Below are 15,931 nucleotides of genomic sequence, written 5' to 3'. Positions count from 1 at the left end.
GCGCGTCGGAACTGTATTTTGTCCTCCGAAACGAAAAATTCGACGCAAAGACAGTTTTCTGCGTTCCCTGTTGCGCAGCAAGAAGCACGCGCGCACAACGCGGTTCCGAGGCGTTTATGGCCCTCGCGTGGCGCTGCCTTGCTTTTACCTTGGATCGCCGTCGAGCAGATGCGCGAGGAACTCGCGCACATCACTGGGTGAGTCGAAGTGACCATTCACGCCACGCGCGCGACGTCCCACCGAGAATGCGAGCCCGTTCATGTCGGGCATGATCGCGAACACTGTTTCATCGGTGACGTCATCGCCGATGAACAGCGGACGGCGACCTTTGAACGGCTCGTGCGTCATCAACTCGCGCACGCCGCTCGCTTTGGTGAAGCCTGAATGCTTGATCTCGCAGACGAACTTGCCGGGCAGCACCTCGATCGGCGCGTTCGGCAGATCGGCACGGATCAGCGACACGGCCGCATAGATCGCCTTCTCCGCATGCGGAGCGAGACGATAATGCAGCGCAAGCGAGTAACCCTTGTCCTCGAGCAGAATGCCGGGTGAGAGCTTTGCGATCGCGGCCAGGCGCCGCTTCAACTCCTTGTCCATCGGCGGGGCGTGGCTCGCCACCGCCTCGGCATCGGCATCGAGGCGCATCTCTGCGCCGTGGCCGCCGACGGCCGGAAATTGATCCGGCGCGAAAATCAGATCGATGTCGTTGAGCGAGCGTCCGCTGACCAGTGCGAGCGCACCGGAGGTCCGCTCGACCAGGCGATTGAGTGTCTCCGAGAGGCCGGGCGGCACCCACACCTCGCGCGGCGTCGGCATCAGTTCGAGAAGCGTGCCGTCGATGTCGAGCAGTATGGCCGTCTCGCTGAGATGCGGCACCAGGGCCTGCGGCACCGGCACCGAGTCCGGCGTCTCGTCATCTTCCATGGTTCGTATGTCCATCACTTCCGAATTCATAGCCTACTCCATAAAGGCAAGCGGCCGCGCGATTTGTTCGAGCGGTTTGCGCTCTGCAGCGACGGCGTAGCGCCACGCCACGATTGCGGCCGCGATCATCAGCACCGATCCCAAAAGGTAACCTGCGAACACGCTGGTGCGGGAGCCGGTGTCGATCAGCGCACCGAACAGTGCGGGACCCACGACCCCGCCAATGCCGGTGCCGATCGCATAGAACACCGCGATCGCGAGCGCACGCACCTCCAGCGGAAAGGTCTCGCTGACGGTGAGATAGGCGGCGCTCGCGGCAGGCGAAGCAAAGAAGAAGATCACCATCCAGGCGATCGTCTGTCCCTGGGCGCTCAGCGCGCCGATCGAGAACAGATAGCCCGAGATCGCAAGCAAGATGCCTGATGCGCCATAGGTCAGCACGATCATCGTGCGGCGGCCGAGCGTATCGAACAGGCGGCCGAGCAGCAGCGGGCCCAGAAAATTGCCGGCGGCGAACGGCAGGATGTACCAACCGACGCCATCGGCGCTGATGCCGTAGAAGTCGGTCAGCACCAGCGCGAAGGTGAAGAAGATCGCGTTGTAGAAGAAGGCCTGCGCGCTCATCAGCACCAGTCCCACCAGCGCGCGCTGTCGATAGACCGAGAACAGCGTATGCACGACCTCACGAAGCGGAGTGTGATCGCGCATTTTGATACGAATCTTCGTCAAGGCGGTCTCGCTCTGCCGATGGCCGATCACGGACCGCTCGATGTCGTCGACGATCGCGTGGGCTTCGTCGGGGCGACCGTGGATCATCAGCCAGCGCGGGCTCTCCGGAATCCACATCCGCATGAACAGCACGACCAGACCGATCGTCGCGCCGATGAGATAAGCGAGGCGCCAGCCGAGCTCGGGACCGATCACGGCGGGATCGAGCAGGATGATGGCGCTCACCGCGCCCATGGCGGCGCCGATCCAGAAGCTGCCGTTGATGACGAGATCGGTCCAGCCGCGGTAGCGCGCCGGCACCAACTCCTGGATGGTCGAGTTGATCGCGGTGTATTCGCCGCCGATGCCGGCGCCGGTGAGGAAACGAAACAGCGCGTAGCTCGCGATGTTCCACGACAGCGCGGTCGCGGCGGTGGCGGACAGATAGACGGCCAGCGTGATGAAGAACAATTTCTTGCGCCCGATGCGATCGGTCAGCCAGCCGAAGCCGAGCGCGCCCAGCACCGCGCCGGCAAGATAGGCGGAGTTGGCGAAGCCGAGATCCAGATTGGAGAAGTGCAGCGTCGCGCTTTGCTTCAAGGCGCCGGAGAGCGCGCCGGCCAATGTGACCTCCAGCCCATCGAGAATCCAGGTGATGCCGAGCGCCAGCACGACGCGGGTGTGGAAGCCGCTCCACGGCAGCGCGTCGAGGCGCGAGGGGATGCTGGTCTCGACGACGCGATCATGCGCCGCCGCCGAGACCGCAGAATCAAAATTCAGCGCTGGGGTTTGCTGCAAGTCCATCGCGCTATTGCTGGAGGTGCGGCCTGATTCAATCCGCGTCCATCGACAACGTTTGCGTCGAGGTCAGGTTCCATCGGGAACCACCTCACGACGCAGCCGTTTTCAGAGGATCTGCAAGGAGTTGACGCATGGCTGAAGTCAGAAAGTCGACACATTCGCGCAAAACTGCGAGGCGCAAGGCGGCGCATCTGACATCAAGCCGCGCGCGACGCCATCCCGCCTTGCGCAAAACATCGAAAACGACATCAAAATGTGCAGCGCCCCGCTTGCGCCACAACTTCTCCCTGGGGGTATCGCGACGAGCGCAAACGCTTGCGCGGGGGTCCCGGCCTTCGCCGGGACGACGGCGGAGCAAGTGGTGCGATCTGGGCCTTACGCCGCCCTGATATTCGCCATGAAGCGATCGAGTTCGGCACGCAGCCGGGTGCTTTCGCTGGAGAGCGTTTTGGCCGAGTTCAGCACCTCTTCCGAGGCCGAGCCGGTCTCGGCGGCGCCGCGATTGACCTGGCCGATATCGGTGGCCGCCGTCTGAGTGCCTTGCGCGACGTTCTGCACGCTGCGGGCGATCTCCTGCGTGGCGGCGCCCTGCTCTTCCACCGCGCTCGCAATCGAGGTCGCGATGGTCGAGATCTGGCCGATGGTGGCGCCGATCTCCTTGATCGCCGCAACCGACTCCGCGGTCGCGCCCTGCATGCCCGTAATATGCGAGGAGATCTCGTCGGTCGCCTTCGCGGTCTGGCTCGCCAGCGACTTCACTTCGCTGGCGACCACCGCAAAGCCGCGGCCGGCTTCGCCGGCGCGGGCCGCTTCGATCGTGGCGTTCAATGCCAGAAGATTGGTCTGCTCGGCGATCGCCGTGATCAGCTTGACGACCTCGCCGATCTGCTGGGCGGCGTGCGAAAGTTTTCCGATGCGGCCGTCGGTCTCCTTGGCCTGCACGACGGCGGCCTCCGCGATGCGGCTGGAGTCCCGCACCTGGCGGCCGATCTCTTCGACCGAGGCCGAAAGCTCTTCGGTCGCGGTCGCGACCGACTGCATGTTGGAGGAGGCCTGCTCGGAGACCCCGGCGACCTGGCTCGACAGGCTCTGCGTGGTCTCGGCGGTGCGGGTCAGCGTGGAGGCAGCCGATTCGAGCTGCACGGCCGAAGCCGACACGTTCGAGACGATGGCGCCGACCGCGGTCTCGAAATCATCGGCAAAGCGGATCAGCTCATTGCGGCGTTCCGCGGCCGTCTCCTTGTTCTGGGCTTCGCTGGCCGCCGCATCGCGCTCGGCTTTCGCCACCGCCTGCATCTTGAACTCTTCGACCGCGCCGGCCATCTCGCCGATCTCGTCCTTGCGGCCGAGACCGGGCAGCACGACCTCGAAATTGCCCGAGGCAAGCTCCCGCATCGCCTTGCACATCGCAATCATCGGCCGCGAGATGCCATTGCCGAGCGTCAGCGCGAGCGCGGCGCCGATCGCAAGGCCGCCCAGCGCCAGCATCAGGATGAGCCGCTCGGTCTCACCGATCGTTGCATTGGCACTCGCCTCGATGCGCTGCTGGTCAACCGTCAGGTCCGACCTCAGTTCATTCGAGAGTTTCAGGATGGCGGCGGCCAACTTGGTCATCTCGCCGTTCAGCTTGGCAACCGCCTTCACGGCGTCGGACAATTTTGCGAAGGAGGCGCGGTATTGCTTCAGGAGATTGCTGATCTCGGTGACGCGATCGGTGATCTTCTGGTCGCTGGCATAGATCGAGACCAGAAGGGTCTCCAGGAACTTGATGCGCGCGGTGATGCCGTCGGCGGCCTTGGTCTCGGGTTTCGCGACGAAGGCGCCGACCGAGGTGGAGACGGCGAGATATTGCGAGGTGATATCCTTGGCCGTGGTCTGCACCGACGGCAGCCCCGCCAGCGCCGCAGTGTCGGCGAGGTCGTCGAACTTGAAGCGGATCTTGTTCCCGACGACATTGAGCTCCTCGCCGGCAATCCTGTTGTTCTCGCGCGTCAGCGTGACGATGTCCGCGAAGACTTTTGCGAAGGCCTGGAATTCCTGTTGGAGCTTGCCGATTTGCTCGCGCCGCGCCGGCGCCGTGGTGGCGGCCATTGATTTCGCGATCGCCGACTTGAGGCTCTCCTCGGCGGCCTTGGCCGCGGTCTCATCATCGGCCGCGCCGGTCAGCGTGTAGACCCGCGCCAGCGCCTGGTAGGAGATCATGTCACGATCGACACCCCGGGCGAGGTCCGCTTCCGACACGCTGGTCCGGTAGGACGTCACGGCGCCTGCGACCCGCTCGAAGCCGAGATAGGCAAAGGCCATGCTGGCGGCCAGGATGACCAGCACGGCGGCAAAGCCGAGGATGATCTTCGCGCGGAAGCGCAACGTCGGAAGGATCGCGCGCTTTACTTTCGTCGTTTCCTTCGAAGTTTGCTTGGAAGTTTCCTTGGACTTGACGGACATGCCCCACCCCATTTCACCTGCGGCCAGCCAGCCGCAATCCAGGAGCAGCCCGCTCCCTGACTCCCGGATAAAATACGGCGGAAAGGATAAGCCGCGGTAAATTTGCGGCGCTGCGGGCGGCGGTTAGGCCGGGGATCGAGAAGCATCCTCAACTGTCGTCCCGGGGTGCGCGAAGCGCGAGCCCGGGACCCCATAACCACAGGATCGAGTTTGGCGAAGACTCGTGGTTATCGGCCTCGCGCTACAACTGCATTCTGGGGTAATGGGTCCCGGCCTTCGCCGGGACGACGGCGGAGCAAGTGGTGCGATCTGGGCCTTACGCCGCCCTGATATTCGCCATGAAGCGATCGAGTTCGGCGCGCAGCCGGGTGCTTTCGCTGGAGAGCGTTTTGGCCGAGTTCAGCACCTCTTCCGAGGCCGAGCCGGTCTCGGCAGCGCCGCGATTGACCTGGCCGATGTCGGTGGCCGCCGTCTGAGTGCCCTGCGCGACGTTCTGGACGCTGCGGGCGATCTCCTGCGTGGCGGCGCCCTGCTCTTCCACCGCGCTCGCAATCGAGGTCGCGATGGTCGAGATCTGGCCGATGGTGGCGCCGATCTCCTTGATCGCCGCAACCGACTCCGCGGTCGCGCCCTGCATGCCCGTAATATGCGAGGAGATCTCGTCGGTCGCCTTCGCGGTCTGGCTCGCCAGCGACTTCACTTCGCTGGCGACCACCGCAAAGCCGCGGCCGGCTTCGCCGGCGCGGGCCGCTTCGATCGTGGCGTTCAATGCCAGAAGATTGGTCTGCTCGGCGATCGCCGTGATCAGCTTGACGACCTCGCCGATCTGCTGGGCGGCGTGCGAAAGTTTTCCGATGCGGCCGTCGGTCTCCTTGGCCTGCACGACGGCGGCCTCCGCGATGCGGCTGGAGTCGCGCACCTGGCGGCCGATCTCCTCGACCGAGGCCGAAAGCTCTTCGGTCGCGGTCGCGACCGACTGCATGTTGGAGGAGGCCTGCTCGGAAACCCCGGCGACCTGGCTCGACAGGCTCTGCGTGGTCTCGGCGGTGCGGGTCAGCGTGGAGGCGGCCGATTCGAGCTGCACGGCCGAAGCCGACACGTTCGAAACGATGGCGCCGACCGCGGTCTCGAAATCATCGGCAAAGCGGATCAGCTCATTGCGGCGTTCCGCGGCCGTTTCCTTGTTCTGGGCTTCGCTGGCCGCCGCATCGCGCTCGGCCTTTGCCACGGCCTGCATCTTGAACTCTTCGACCGCGCCGGCCATCTCACCGATCTCGTCCTTGCGGCCGAGACCGGGCAGCACGACCTCGAAATTGCCCGAGGCAAGCTCCCGCATCGCCTTGCACATCGCAATCATCGGCCGCGAGATGCCGGTGCCGAGCAGGAAGGCGAAGATGGCACCGAGCAGCGTGCCGCCGGCAGCCAGCATCAGGACCAGATGTTCCGTCTGGTCGATACTCGTCTCGGATTCCGTTTCCAGCCGTTGCTGCTCGGAAACGAGATCGGCCTTCATCGCAGTTGCGCCCTGCATGATGGCGCCCGCCGAGCCGCTCATCTCGGTGACGAGGTCATCGATCATCTTGGCATTGGCGACGAGCTTCTCAAGCGCTTCGCGATAGGCCGCAAGCAGGCCCTTGGCGTCCTTCAGCCCGGCGACGATCTTGTCGTCCATGGAGTAGATCGCATTGAGCGAATTCTCGACGAATTTCAGCCGCGCCAGCGCGCTTGCGGCAAGCGCCTGGTCGGAATTGAGGACGAAGTTGGTCGCCGCCGCGCTCGCGGTCTGGAACTGGGCATTGACCTGCTTGGTGCCGAACTCGATCGCCTGCGCCTCGGACTCCGACGCGTTGTTGCCGATGTCGTCGAGCTTGTACTTGAGGAGGTTGGCGTTGCGCTGAAGCTGGTTCTGCACCAGGAGCGCGCTATCGCGCTTGGCTTGCAGGATCTTGGCAAAGGTCGCGGAGAAGTTCGAAAACTCCTTGGCGAGCTTGTTGAGGCTTTCCAGCCGCGCCGGCTTCTTGGCGCCCTTGATGGCCTGTTCGATGGCGTTCTTCAGGCCGGCTTCGGCCTCCAGCGCAACCTTGGCGTCATCCTCCTTGCCGGTGACGACGAAATAGCGGGCAGCCGAACGATAGGCCAGCAACTCGCGATCGATGTTGCGGGCGAGGTCGGCCTCGGAGACGCTGGCGCGGTAGGAGCCGACGCCGGTCGACACCCGCTCAAAGCCGAAATAGGCGAAGGCCATGCTGACGGCCGAGATGACGAGCACGGCGGCAAAGCCGAGAATGATCTTCGCGCGGAACTTCAGGGTCGGAAAAAATGTACGCTTCGACGTCGACGCGGTACGCCCGGTCATTCCAACCCCCACCTTATTCTTGCAACGATCATGCGGCCCGGAAGCAGCCCCTCCCGAACCGGTGCGGAAAATTAAGGCAGAAACGTCAAGGGGCGGTAAATTCGTCCGGCCTGCATTCCGCGCGGAGCAAGTTCCTGTCCAAGGCGTTCCGGGCGCCGTGTTGCGACTAGCCGGAAAACACCTTACTCTTGGGGCACTTGTCGGGCACTTACAGGCTCTTGGCGTCAGACCGGGCCGGTCCTCGAGGGGAGAAACGGAGTGGGGCAAACCGATTTTCGGTTTGGCGGTGCGTCTGGCGTCGCCGTTGCCAAATCGAAGGCTGCGAGCGTCGATGAAGCCGTGGCTGAGCTCACGGCCCAGCTCCCATCCGACGAGCTGGCGCTGATCCTGGTCTTCCTCTCCCCCGCCTATGATCCCCATCACTTCATCGCCGAGATCACCCGGCACTTCGATGACACCCAGGTCTGCGGTTGCACGACCGCGGGCGAGCTCGCCCCGGACGGCTGGGACGAGAACAGCGTCGTGGCGCTGGCGTTCAGCCGCGCCGACTTCTCGGCCGTGATCCGGCCCATTCTCAATCTCGACAGCTTCCGCGTCGAGGACGGCCGCAGGATCGGCGGCGAGCTCCGGCATGAGCTGCTGCGGGCCACTCCGCAGGTCGATCGCGGCAATCCGTTCGGCCTCGTCTTGATCGACGGCCTGTGCCGCCGCGAGGAAGCGGTGATGTCGGCCATCTATGCATCGCTCGACGACATTCCGGTGGTCGGGGGATCGGCGGGCGACGGGATGCGCTTCGAGAAGACCTGGGTGTTCTTCGACGGCCAAGCCCACACCAACGCCGCCCTCCTGATCCTCCTGAACACGTCGCTGCCGTTCCGGGTCTTCAAGTGCGACAATTTCGAGCCGCGGCCGCAGAAGATGGTGGTCACCGAGGCCGACATCGAAAATCGAACGGTCAGGGAGCTGAACGCGGAGCCTGCGGCGAAGGAATATTCGCGCATGGTCGGGATCATGGACGCCAAGCTCGATCCGTTTTCCTTCGCGTCCCACCCCGTGCTGGTGCGCGTCGGCGGCTCCTATTATGCCCGGTCGATCCAGCGCGTCGAACCGGACGGCTCCTTGCATTTCTTCTGCGCCATCGATGAGGGCATGGTGCTGACCGCCGCGACGTCGCGGAGCCTGGTCGGCTCGACGCGCGAGACGTTTGCCGAAATTCGCGATGAGATCGGCGACGTGTCGCTCTTCATCGGCTTCGAATGCCTGTTGCGCCGGCTGGATGCCGAGCAGCATCAGCTCGCCCGCGACATGTCCGAGTTGTACCGGCAGAACCGCGTCGTCGGCTTTCACACCTATGGCGAGCAGTTCGGCTCGATGCATGTGAACCAGACGTTCACGGGCGTCGCGATCGGAAGGCGCCCCGCGTGACCGAGGCGTGGCAGGACCCTCAAGCGTTCGAGCAGCTTCAGCGGGAAGCCGCGAAGCTGAAGAAGATCAATGCCGCGCTGATGTCCCGCGTCGAGCGCTCGATGGATCAGCAGCTCAACGCCTTCTCGCTGTTCGAGACCGCCATTGCGCTCGATCACCAGGTTCGCGACCGGACGTATCAATTGCGTGAGGCGCTGCATTCGATCGAGCGCGCCAATGAGGGGCTCTACCGCGCCAAGCAGCAGGCCGAGGCCGCGAGCTCGCTGAAATCCTCGGTGCTGATCTCGGTCACCCACGACCTGTTGCAGCCGTTGAACGCGGCGCGCCTGACGCTGTCGGCGCTGACCGAGATGATGGAATCGCAGGAGGCGGGCCTGCTCATCGATCAGGTCGACCGCTCGCTGGTGACGCTGGAGGATTTGCTGCGCTCGCTGCTGGAGATCGCGAAGCTCGATGCCGGCGCGCTCAGGCCCGACGTGCGCCCGATTGCACTGGCACCCCTGTTCGAGCAGCTCCGCAACGAGTTCGAGCCGATCGCCGCGCGGCAAGGTCTTTCCTTGCGCATCCGCACCTCGCAGCTTGCGGTGACGTCGGATGCGATGATGCTGCGGCGGATCCTGCAAAACCTGCTTGCCAATGCCATTCGCTATACCCGCAGCGGCGGCGTCGTCATGGGATGCCGGCCGAGGGGCGAGCGCATCTGCGTCCAGGTCTCCGACACCGGGCCGGGAATCGCGCAGGCGCAGCAGGAAGCGATCTTCCGCGAATTCCAGCGCGGCGAGGCGAGCGCCACCGACCAGGCCGGCTTCGGCCTCGGCCTCTCCATCGTCCGCCGTTTCGCAACCGTGCTCGGACATGAGGTGCGGCTGTCGTCGCAGGTCGGCCGGGGATCGACCTTCGCCCTCGAGCTGGAGCCGGCCGACCTCACTGAAGTCGGCGACGAGGTGCACGAGGTCAAGCTGGCCGAGCGGCACTATGGCGGGCTCGAAGGCGCCAAGATCCTCCTGATCGAGAACGATCCGAACGGCTCCGAGGCCATGGCCGCCCTGCTGGAGGGCTGGGGCTGCGACGTCGCGACCACGCGATCGGCCGCGGACGCCTTGCTGCGCCTCAGCGAGCTCGGCGGCGCCCCCGATGCCGTCATCGCCGATCTCCATCTCGATCACGGCGAGAGCGGCCTGTCGGCCGTCGCCGACATCAGGGCGCATTTGAAGCTGGACGTACCGGCCATGATCATCACGGCCGACTACTCCGAAAAGGCCGCGAAGGAAGCCAGCCTCCACGGCCTCGAGGTGCTGAAGAAGCCGATCAAGCCCGCCGAGATGCGCGCGCTGCTGTCGTTCCTGCTGACTTGAGGTGGGATGGGATCGGGGTAATCACACCGGCCGCCACAAAATCCCCAAAACAACCCCATGCAAAGTAGACGCGGCTTGGTGGCCGCGCCCTGCGCTTTATCCGAAAATAGTTTGACACGTCGGGCAAATCACCGGCAAAAGGGTATCGTCGCGAAGAGCGGCAAGGGCTATCGCAGCCGTCCGGCTACTCGGACTGCGCGCGATCGTGCTTCGCTCTCGCCCCTTCGCTCGCCAGCGTCGCGAAGTCGATACGGGACATCTCGACGATCGCCTTGGTGCGGCTCAGCACATTGAGCTTGCGCAGGATGTCGGAGACGTGGACCTTCACGGTGGTCTCCGAAATCTTCAGCTCATAGGCGATCTGCTTGTTCTGCAGGCCGCGCTTGAGCATTTCGAGCACGCGCAATTGCTGCGGCGTCAGCTCGTGCAGGCGCTTGATGAGATCCTGTGCGGGGCCGGCGGCGCGCTGCGGACGGGTCGCACGGTAGGCGGTGGGAACGCAGACCGCGCCGCGCAGCACCTCGCCGATCGACTGCGCGAAATCCTGCTTGGACGAGGATTTCAGGATGTAACCGGCGACGCCGAGCGACAGTGCACCGGAAATGATCTGCGGATCCTGATGCCCCGACACGATGACGACGGGAATTTTGGGAAATGCCTTGCGGATGCGAATGATGCCCGAAAGACCCGTCGTGCCCGGCATCGACAGATCAAGGAGAATGAGATCGAGCCCCGCGGTCGCCGACAACAGCTCGAGCGCGCCGTCGATCGACGTCGCCTGAAGGATGTCGGCCTCGGGCGCCACCATCTGCAGCGCGCCTTCAAGCGCCTCGCAAAACAGCGGATGGTCTTCGACAATCAGAAATCGCATCACGCCTGAGCCATTTCTAAGATCCCAAGATCTTGCCCAATATGTTGCCGGGTTCGACGTTAACATGAGAATGCCTCAGCCGGGGCGAACCAGGTTGATCCAGGTCAAGAACGAGAGTGCGCCTCATTGCGGCCTGCCGCGATCGAGCCGCGCATACGGCCGGCCCTTGGGATCGGGCAGGTCCATCTTGCCGATCTCGATGATCGCCTTGTTGCGGCTGAACAGGCCGAGCTTGCGCAGGATCTCGGTGATGTGCGCCTTCACGGTGGATTCGGCGAGTTGAAGCTCCTGGGCGATCTGCCGGTTCGGATAGCCGCGGCGCAGGAGATCGAGCACGCGAAGCTGCTGCGGCGTGAGCTCGCGCAGCTTGACCGCAAGCGCCTTGCTGGTGTCGGCGCGGCGCCGCTGCGGCGTTGCGACAAAATCCTTTGGCACCGACACCGATCCGCTCAGCACGCCCTCGATCGATTGCGCGAGCTCGCGCTTCGACGTCGACTTCGGCAGATAGCCGGCGGCGCCCAGCGCCAGCGCCTCGCGGACGACGTGCTGGTCCTCCTCGCTCGACACGATGGCGACAGGCAGGCGCGGATAGGTCTCGCGCAAACGGAGAAAGCCGGAGAAGCCGGTCGCATCCGGCAGCGACAGATCGAGCAGCGCGAGGTCGATGCCCTGTTCGGCCGACAGAATATGCAGGGCGTCCTCGATCGACATCGCCTCGAATATCCGCGCCTCCGGCAATGCCAGCCGCACCGCATTGCCAAGCGCCTCGCGAAACAGCGGATGATCGTCGATGATCAGGAAGCTGGTCATGGCGCCTTCCCAGGAATCGATCGCCCAAGAATCGATCGCACAAGAGTCGATCGCACAAGAGTCCGCCGCAGGAGCGGAAGCGGCGCATTCCTGCGGCGACCGTCCGGCACCGGGATGATGCCGGATGGACGCTACCACATCCTCCCGATCGCGTCCGGTCAAGATCGTTCAGTCGTCCGATTCGGACTGAACCGTCAGCAGAAAGGAATAGATGCTGTCGAACTGGTCGTCGGTGAAGACTTCCTTCCAGGCCGGCATGCCCTTGGCAGGCCGTCCTTCATGCACGGTGGCCCAGTATTTCTCGCGCATCTCGTCGCCGTAGCGGTGACGCAGCAGCCGCAGATCGATCTTCTTCTCGCTCTGGATCGCGTCGGGACCGTGACAATGCGCGCAGGTGCCGTTGAAGATCTCCTTGCCCGTGCCGACGGCTTCGGCGCTTGGCGCGGCCGCGTCACCCTTGGTCTCGGTTGCCACCACGTTGGCGACCTCAGTCACTTGGGCAGTCACTTGGGCTCCGGTTCCCGCTCCCGTCGTTGTTCCCGCCGGCACGGCCTGGGCCGCGCCGAAGCGAACCGGTTGGCCGGTCGGCAGGCCGTATTTCTCCGCGAGATCGGCGATCGTCTTCTGAAGCTGCGGCAGGACGGCATCGACGCGATCGCGCAGCTCCGTCGACGTCTTCGCGAAGCCGATGGCCGCATCCCATGAGAGGCCGTCGCCTTCGGTGAGCTCGATCTGATAGCGATCGCTGTAGGTGGTCTTGTTCAGCCAGCCGGCGACGGGCCCCCAAATGAAGGCGACGTCCGCTTTGCCCTTGTCGAGCGCCTGCATGCCTTCCTCGGGCGACAGCACGGTGACCATCTGGATGTCGTTTCGACTCGCGAGCAGGTTTTGCGGCGTGCTGGCGAACTGCACGGCGACGCGCTTGCCCTTGAGGCCCTCGACGCCGCCGATCGCCTGCCCCTTCGCCGCCACCAGGGCGTAGCCTTCCTTCGCGAAAGTGTTGGAGAAGATCACGGCCGGTCCCATGAAATCTTCGGAGCGCGGCAGGCCGATCATGGCGTCGCACTGCTTGCCGAGCAGCGTGACGCGCACGGTGCGCTTGCCGAAATAGGATTTGTACCAGTCATACGCGATCGGCTGGCCGAGCGCCTGCGCAAGGGCCTGCCCGATCTCGACATAGAAGCCCGGCTGCAACGGATTATCGCTGGAGAACGGCAGATTGGTCGGATCGGCGCAGAGCCGGAACGGCTGCGCCTCGTCTCCGTGAGCAGTCGTGGCCGGCGCGATCATCGCGGACGCGGCAGCCCATGCGACAAGTCCGGCAATGGCGCGATTTCGGCTCTTGCCACTTCCAAGATGATTGCGGCGCATCCTCATCTCCCGTGGTTGGGAATTGTTGGACCAGGCGTTGCGGCAGACGGCATCAGCCGATGCCGCAACGATCGTCTGGAAAAAGCGCGCGCGTATCCCGTCACCTCTGAGATACGCGCGCGAGTGGTCACTGGACGGAGAACACGAAGAGCGAACCGCCCTCGGGAGCTGCGGCCGTCATCTTCTTGCCTACCTCGCCCAGAAACGCAGGCAGCGAAGCCGTGCGGCCGACGACGATTGCGACGTATTGCTTGCCGTCGACCTGGTAAGTCACCGGACCCGCGCCGATGCCGGAGCCGAGATTCTTGCTCCACAGCACCTTGCCGGACTTCGCATCGATGGCGCGGAAGTCGCCATGGATGTTGCCGGCAAACACCAGGCCGCCACCGGTGGTCAGCGTGCCGCCGTTGAACGGCAGGTCTTCCTTGATCGACCAGACCTTCTTCTGGGCCACCGGATCCCAAGCGACCAACTCGCCGAGGAAGCCGCCGGGACCTTCCTTGGTCGGGAATTCGGCGCCGAGATAGAACACGCCGCGCTTGTAGGCGACGTCAGACACCGACCAGTCCATGCAGACATTGTTGGACGGGATGTAGACCAGACCGGTCTGCGGGTTGAACGACATCGGTTGCCAGTTCTTGCCGCCGATCAGGTTCGGGCAGATGTCCTTGGCGGGATGGTTCGGTCCCGGACGCTTGTCGGGATCCTCGACCGCGCGCATCGTGGCGGTATCCCACTTCTGTGCCCAGCTCGTGAACACGTATTTCTCTGCCGAAAGCACCTTGCCGGTCTCGCGGTTGGCGACGAAGAAGAAGCCGTTGCGATCCGCCTTCATCAGTGTCGGAACCGTGTCGTTGCCGATCTTCAGATCGGCAAGAACGGCCTCGTTGACGCCGTCATAGTCCCAGGCATCCGCCGGCGTGGTCTGGATGTGCCACTTGATCTTGCCGGTGTTGGGATCGAGCGCGAGCGTCGATGCCGTGTAGAGGTTGGTCAGCTTGCCGAAATTGCCATCGCCGGTCGAACGAACCGCCGTATTCCACGGCCCCGGGTTGCTGGTGCCCCAGTAAACGGTGTCGGTCTTGGCATCGTAGGAGCCGACCAGCCAGGCCGCGCCGCCGCCATGCTGAGCGGTATCTCCCTTCCAGCTATCACCGCCGGGCTCATCCGGCGCAGGCACGGTGTAGATCTGCCACACCTGCTTGCCGGTGTTGATGTCGAAGGCCAGCAGCGCGCCGCGCGCACCGTACTCGCCGCCACCGAAGCCGGTGATGACCTTGTCGCGAACGACGAGCGGCGGCGACGTGATGACCGAACCCTGCTTGTAGTCGACCACCTTGGCGGTCCACAGCGCCTTGCCGGTCGCAGCATCGAGCGCCGTCAGCTTGCCGTCGAGGCGGCCGACGAAGATCTTGCCGTCGGCGTAAGAAACGCCGCGATTGTTCACGTCACAGCAGGCGTATTGCAGCACGTCATCGGGAATGTCGGGCTCCCAGGTCCATTTGCGCGCGCCGGTCGCGGCATCGAGCGCGTAGACGTATTTCGGGCCCCAGGAGCTCGAAACATAGAGCGTGTTGCCGATCACGATCGGCGAGGATTCGTTCGAGCGCAGCGACGCCAGCGAGAACGAATAGGCGAGCGTCAGCTTGCCTGCGTTCTCGGCGTTGATCTGATTGAGCGGGCTGAAGCGCGTGTTGCCGTAGTCGTGGCCGGCAACGGCCCACTGGTTCGAATCGGATTGCGCCTTGAGCAAGGAGTCGTTGGCGCGAACGCCGGACGTGCCGGCGGCCAGCATCGCAATCATCGAAATGCCAGCCAAAAAGCCCTTCGTTCCAAAGGTCATGTATTCCCTCCGCGGTGTTGGTGTGCACGCCATGTTGGGCGCTTGAGCGCGCTGCGCTCGTGATGCGCAGTTTGCCTGCGAGCCATCGTTCGAAATTACAGCATCGGCTTTGCGCGCTTAGTATAGGCGGAAGGTAGTAGTGCAAATCACTGGCGGCTCTTGCCACTCATCTCATTGTCGACGCTCGCGTCTTGCCCTGATTTTGCAGCTCGAAATGCACGATCGGATTTGCGGCGACATCGTGCCGCGATCCGATCGTTGCACCTGACGTCGCGCGTCGATCATCCGCAGCAATCACGATGACGGCGCTACCAGCGTCGCGAAGTTCTCGAAGAAATTCGCAGCGAGCTTGCGCGACGTCGAATCGATCAGCCGCGAGCCGAGCTGCGCAAGCTTGCCGCCGGTCTGCGCTTCGGTCTCGTCGCGCAGGATGGTGACGTCGGGTGATTCTTCCTCGCGCCTGACTTTCGCGCCGCCCTTGGCGAAACCTGCGACGCCGCCGGCGCCTTCGCCGATGATGCGGTTATCGGCCAGCGTCTCCTTGCCGCTGAACGCCGCCTTCACCGGACCAACCCTCGGCACCACGGTCGCTCTGACGTCTGATCCACTCAATGTCATTCCGGGGCCGACGAAGTCGCGAGCTATGATGCGCAATTGCGCATCTGAGAATCCATTCATCCACGTACCGTGCGGCCGGATGGATTCCGGGCTCCCTCGCTTCGCTCGGGCCCCGGAATGACGGAATGGACTGTCGCAGCCACGACACCAGAACGCCCTCGATCACCACGGCTTGCAGAACGCACCGCCCGGCTGCGGCTCGCCAGGATCACCCTCAACAAAATCAATGACTTAGCTCGCCCGCGCCTACTACCAAGATCGCGATTGCAAAGCCCTGAGCGCGTGCTCCTATTCGAAGCAACGAACAAGGCATCAAAGGGAGAGACGACGCGCGACAGGGCTGAGGTCTGAGAGCGGGCGGCGTCGCGCGGCGGCATCGAAAGCACGCCGCGGCAGACGTGACG

The 15,931-nt window shown here is 64.1% G+C and carries 11 protein-coding genes; 2 read left to right on the top strand and 9 right to left on the bottom strand.

What is annotated here, in order from left to right; all coding sequences use genetic code 11:
- Positions 1-144 precede the first annotated feature (144 nt).
- The 4 genes from otsB to NLM33_RS31480 all read right to left on the bottom strand — a co-directional run bounded on the left by otsB (position 145) and on the right by NLM33_RS31480 (position 7,234).
- Entirely contained in the window at positions 145-954 is an 810-nt protein-coding gene (gene otsB / locus NLM33_RS31495; protein WP_254102022.1) for a trehalose-phosphatase, read from the bottom strand.
- A 3-nt stretch (positions 955-957) separates the two neighbouring features.
- Entirely contained in the window at positions 958-2,436 is a 1,479-nt protein-coding gene (locus NLM33_RS31490) for an MFS transporter (protein ID WP_254102021.1), read from the bottom strand.
- Positions 2,437-2,808: 372 nt separating this feature from the next.
- Positions 2,809-4,878 (bottom strand): methyl-accepting chemotaxis protein, encoded by a 2,070-nt coding sequence (locus NLM33_RS31485; protein WP_254102020.1) that lies wholly within the window; start codon positions 4,876-4,878, stop codon positions 2,809-2,811.
- A gap of 316 nt (positions 4,879-5,194) precedes the next feature.
- Complete coding sequence (locus NLM33_RS31480) at positions 5,195-7,234, bottom strand: methyl-accepting chemotaxis protein (protein WP_254102019.1); 2,040 nt, start codon at positions 7,232-7,234, stop codon at positions 5,195-5,197.
- A gap of 258 nt (positions 7,235-7,492) precedes the next feature.
- Here NLM33_RS31480 and NLM33_RS31475 point away from each other — a divergent pair, with 258 nt between their 5' ends.
- Both NLM33_RS31475 and NLM33_RS31470 read left to right on the top strand, forming a co-directional pair.
- Entirely contained in the window at positions 7,493-8,659 is a 1,167-nt protein-coding gene (locus NLM33_RS31475; RefSeq protein ID WP_254102018.1) for an FIST N-terminal domain-containing protein, read from the top strand.
- Positions 8,656-10,014, top strand: a complete 1,359-nt coding sequence (locus tag NLM33_RS31470) for a hybrid sensor histidine kinase/response regulator (protein WP_254102016.1) — start codon at positions 8,656-8,658, stop codon at positions 10,012-10,014. The genes NLM33_RS31475 and NLM33_RS31470 overlap by 4 nt, the downstream gene beginning before the upstream one ends.
- Before the next feature lie 184 nt (positions 10,015-10,198).
- Here the strand turns inward: NLM33_RS31470 and NLM33_RS31465 are convergent, their stop codons facing one another.
- From NLM33_RS31465 to NLM33_RS31445, 5 genes are all read right to left on the bottom strand, one after another.
- Entirely contained in the window at positions 10,199-10,885 is a 687-nt protein-coding gene (locus NLM33_RS31465; RefSeq protein ID WP_254102014.1) for a response regulator transcription factor, read from the bottom strand.
- 123 nt (positions 10,886-11,008) lie between these two features.
- Positions 11,009-11,695, bottom strand: coding sequence for a response regulator transcription factor (locus tag NLM33_RS31460; RefSeq protein ID WP_254102012.1), 687 nt, complete (start codon positions 11,693-11,695; stop codon positions 11,009-11,011).
- A gap of 168 nt (positions 11,696-11,863) precedes the next feature.
- On the bottom strand, positions 11,864-13,066 hold the full coding sequence (locus NLM33_RS31455; protein ID WP_371930004.1) for a c-type cytochrome: 1,203 nt from the start codon (positions 13,064-13,066) through the stop codon (positions 11,864-11,866).
- A gap of 127 nt (positions 13,067-13,193) precedes the next feature.
- Complete coding sequence (locus tag NLM33_RS31450; RefSeq protein ID WP_254102010.1) at positions 13,194-14,909, bottom strand: PQQ-dependent dehydrogenase, methanol/ethanol family; 1,716 nt, start codon at positions 14,907-14,909, stop codon at positions 13,194-13,196.
- A 294-nt stretch (positions 14,910-15,203) separates the two neighbouring features.
- Complete coding sequence (locus NLM33_RS31445; RefSeq protein ID WP_371930003.1) at positions 15,204-15,587, bottom strand: SRPBCC domain-containing protein; 384 nt, start codon at positions 15,585-15,587, stop codon at positions 15,204-15,206.
- Positions 15,588-15,931: the final 344 nt, after the last annotated feature.

This window comes from Bradyrhizobium sp. CCGUVB1N3, assembly GCF_024199925.1.
In the GTDB taxonomy this organism is placed as follows: Bacteria; Pseudomonadota; Alphaproteobacteria; order Rhizobiales; family Xanthobacteraceae; genus Bradyrhizobium.
Note: the sequence above shows the minus strand (reverse complement) of the source record. Positions and strands in the feature narration are given on the sequence as shown.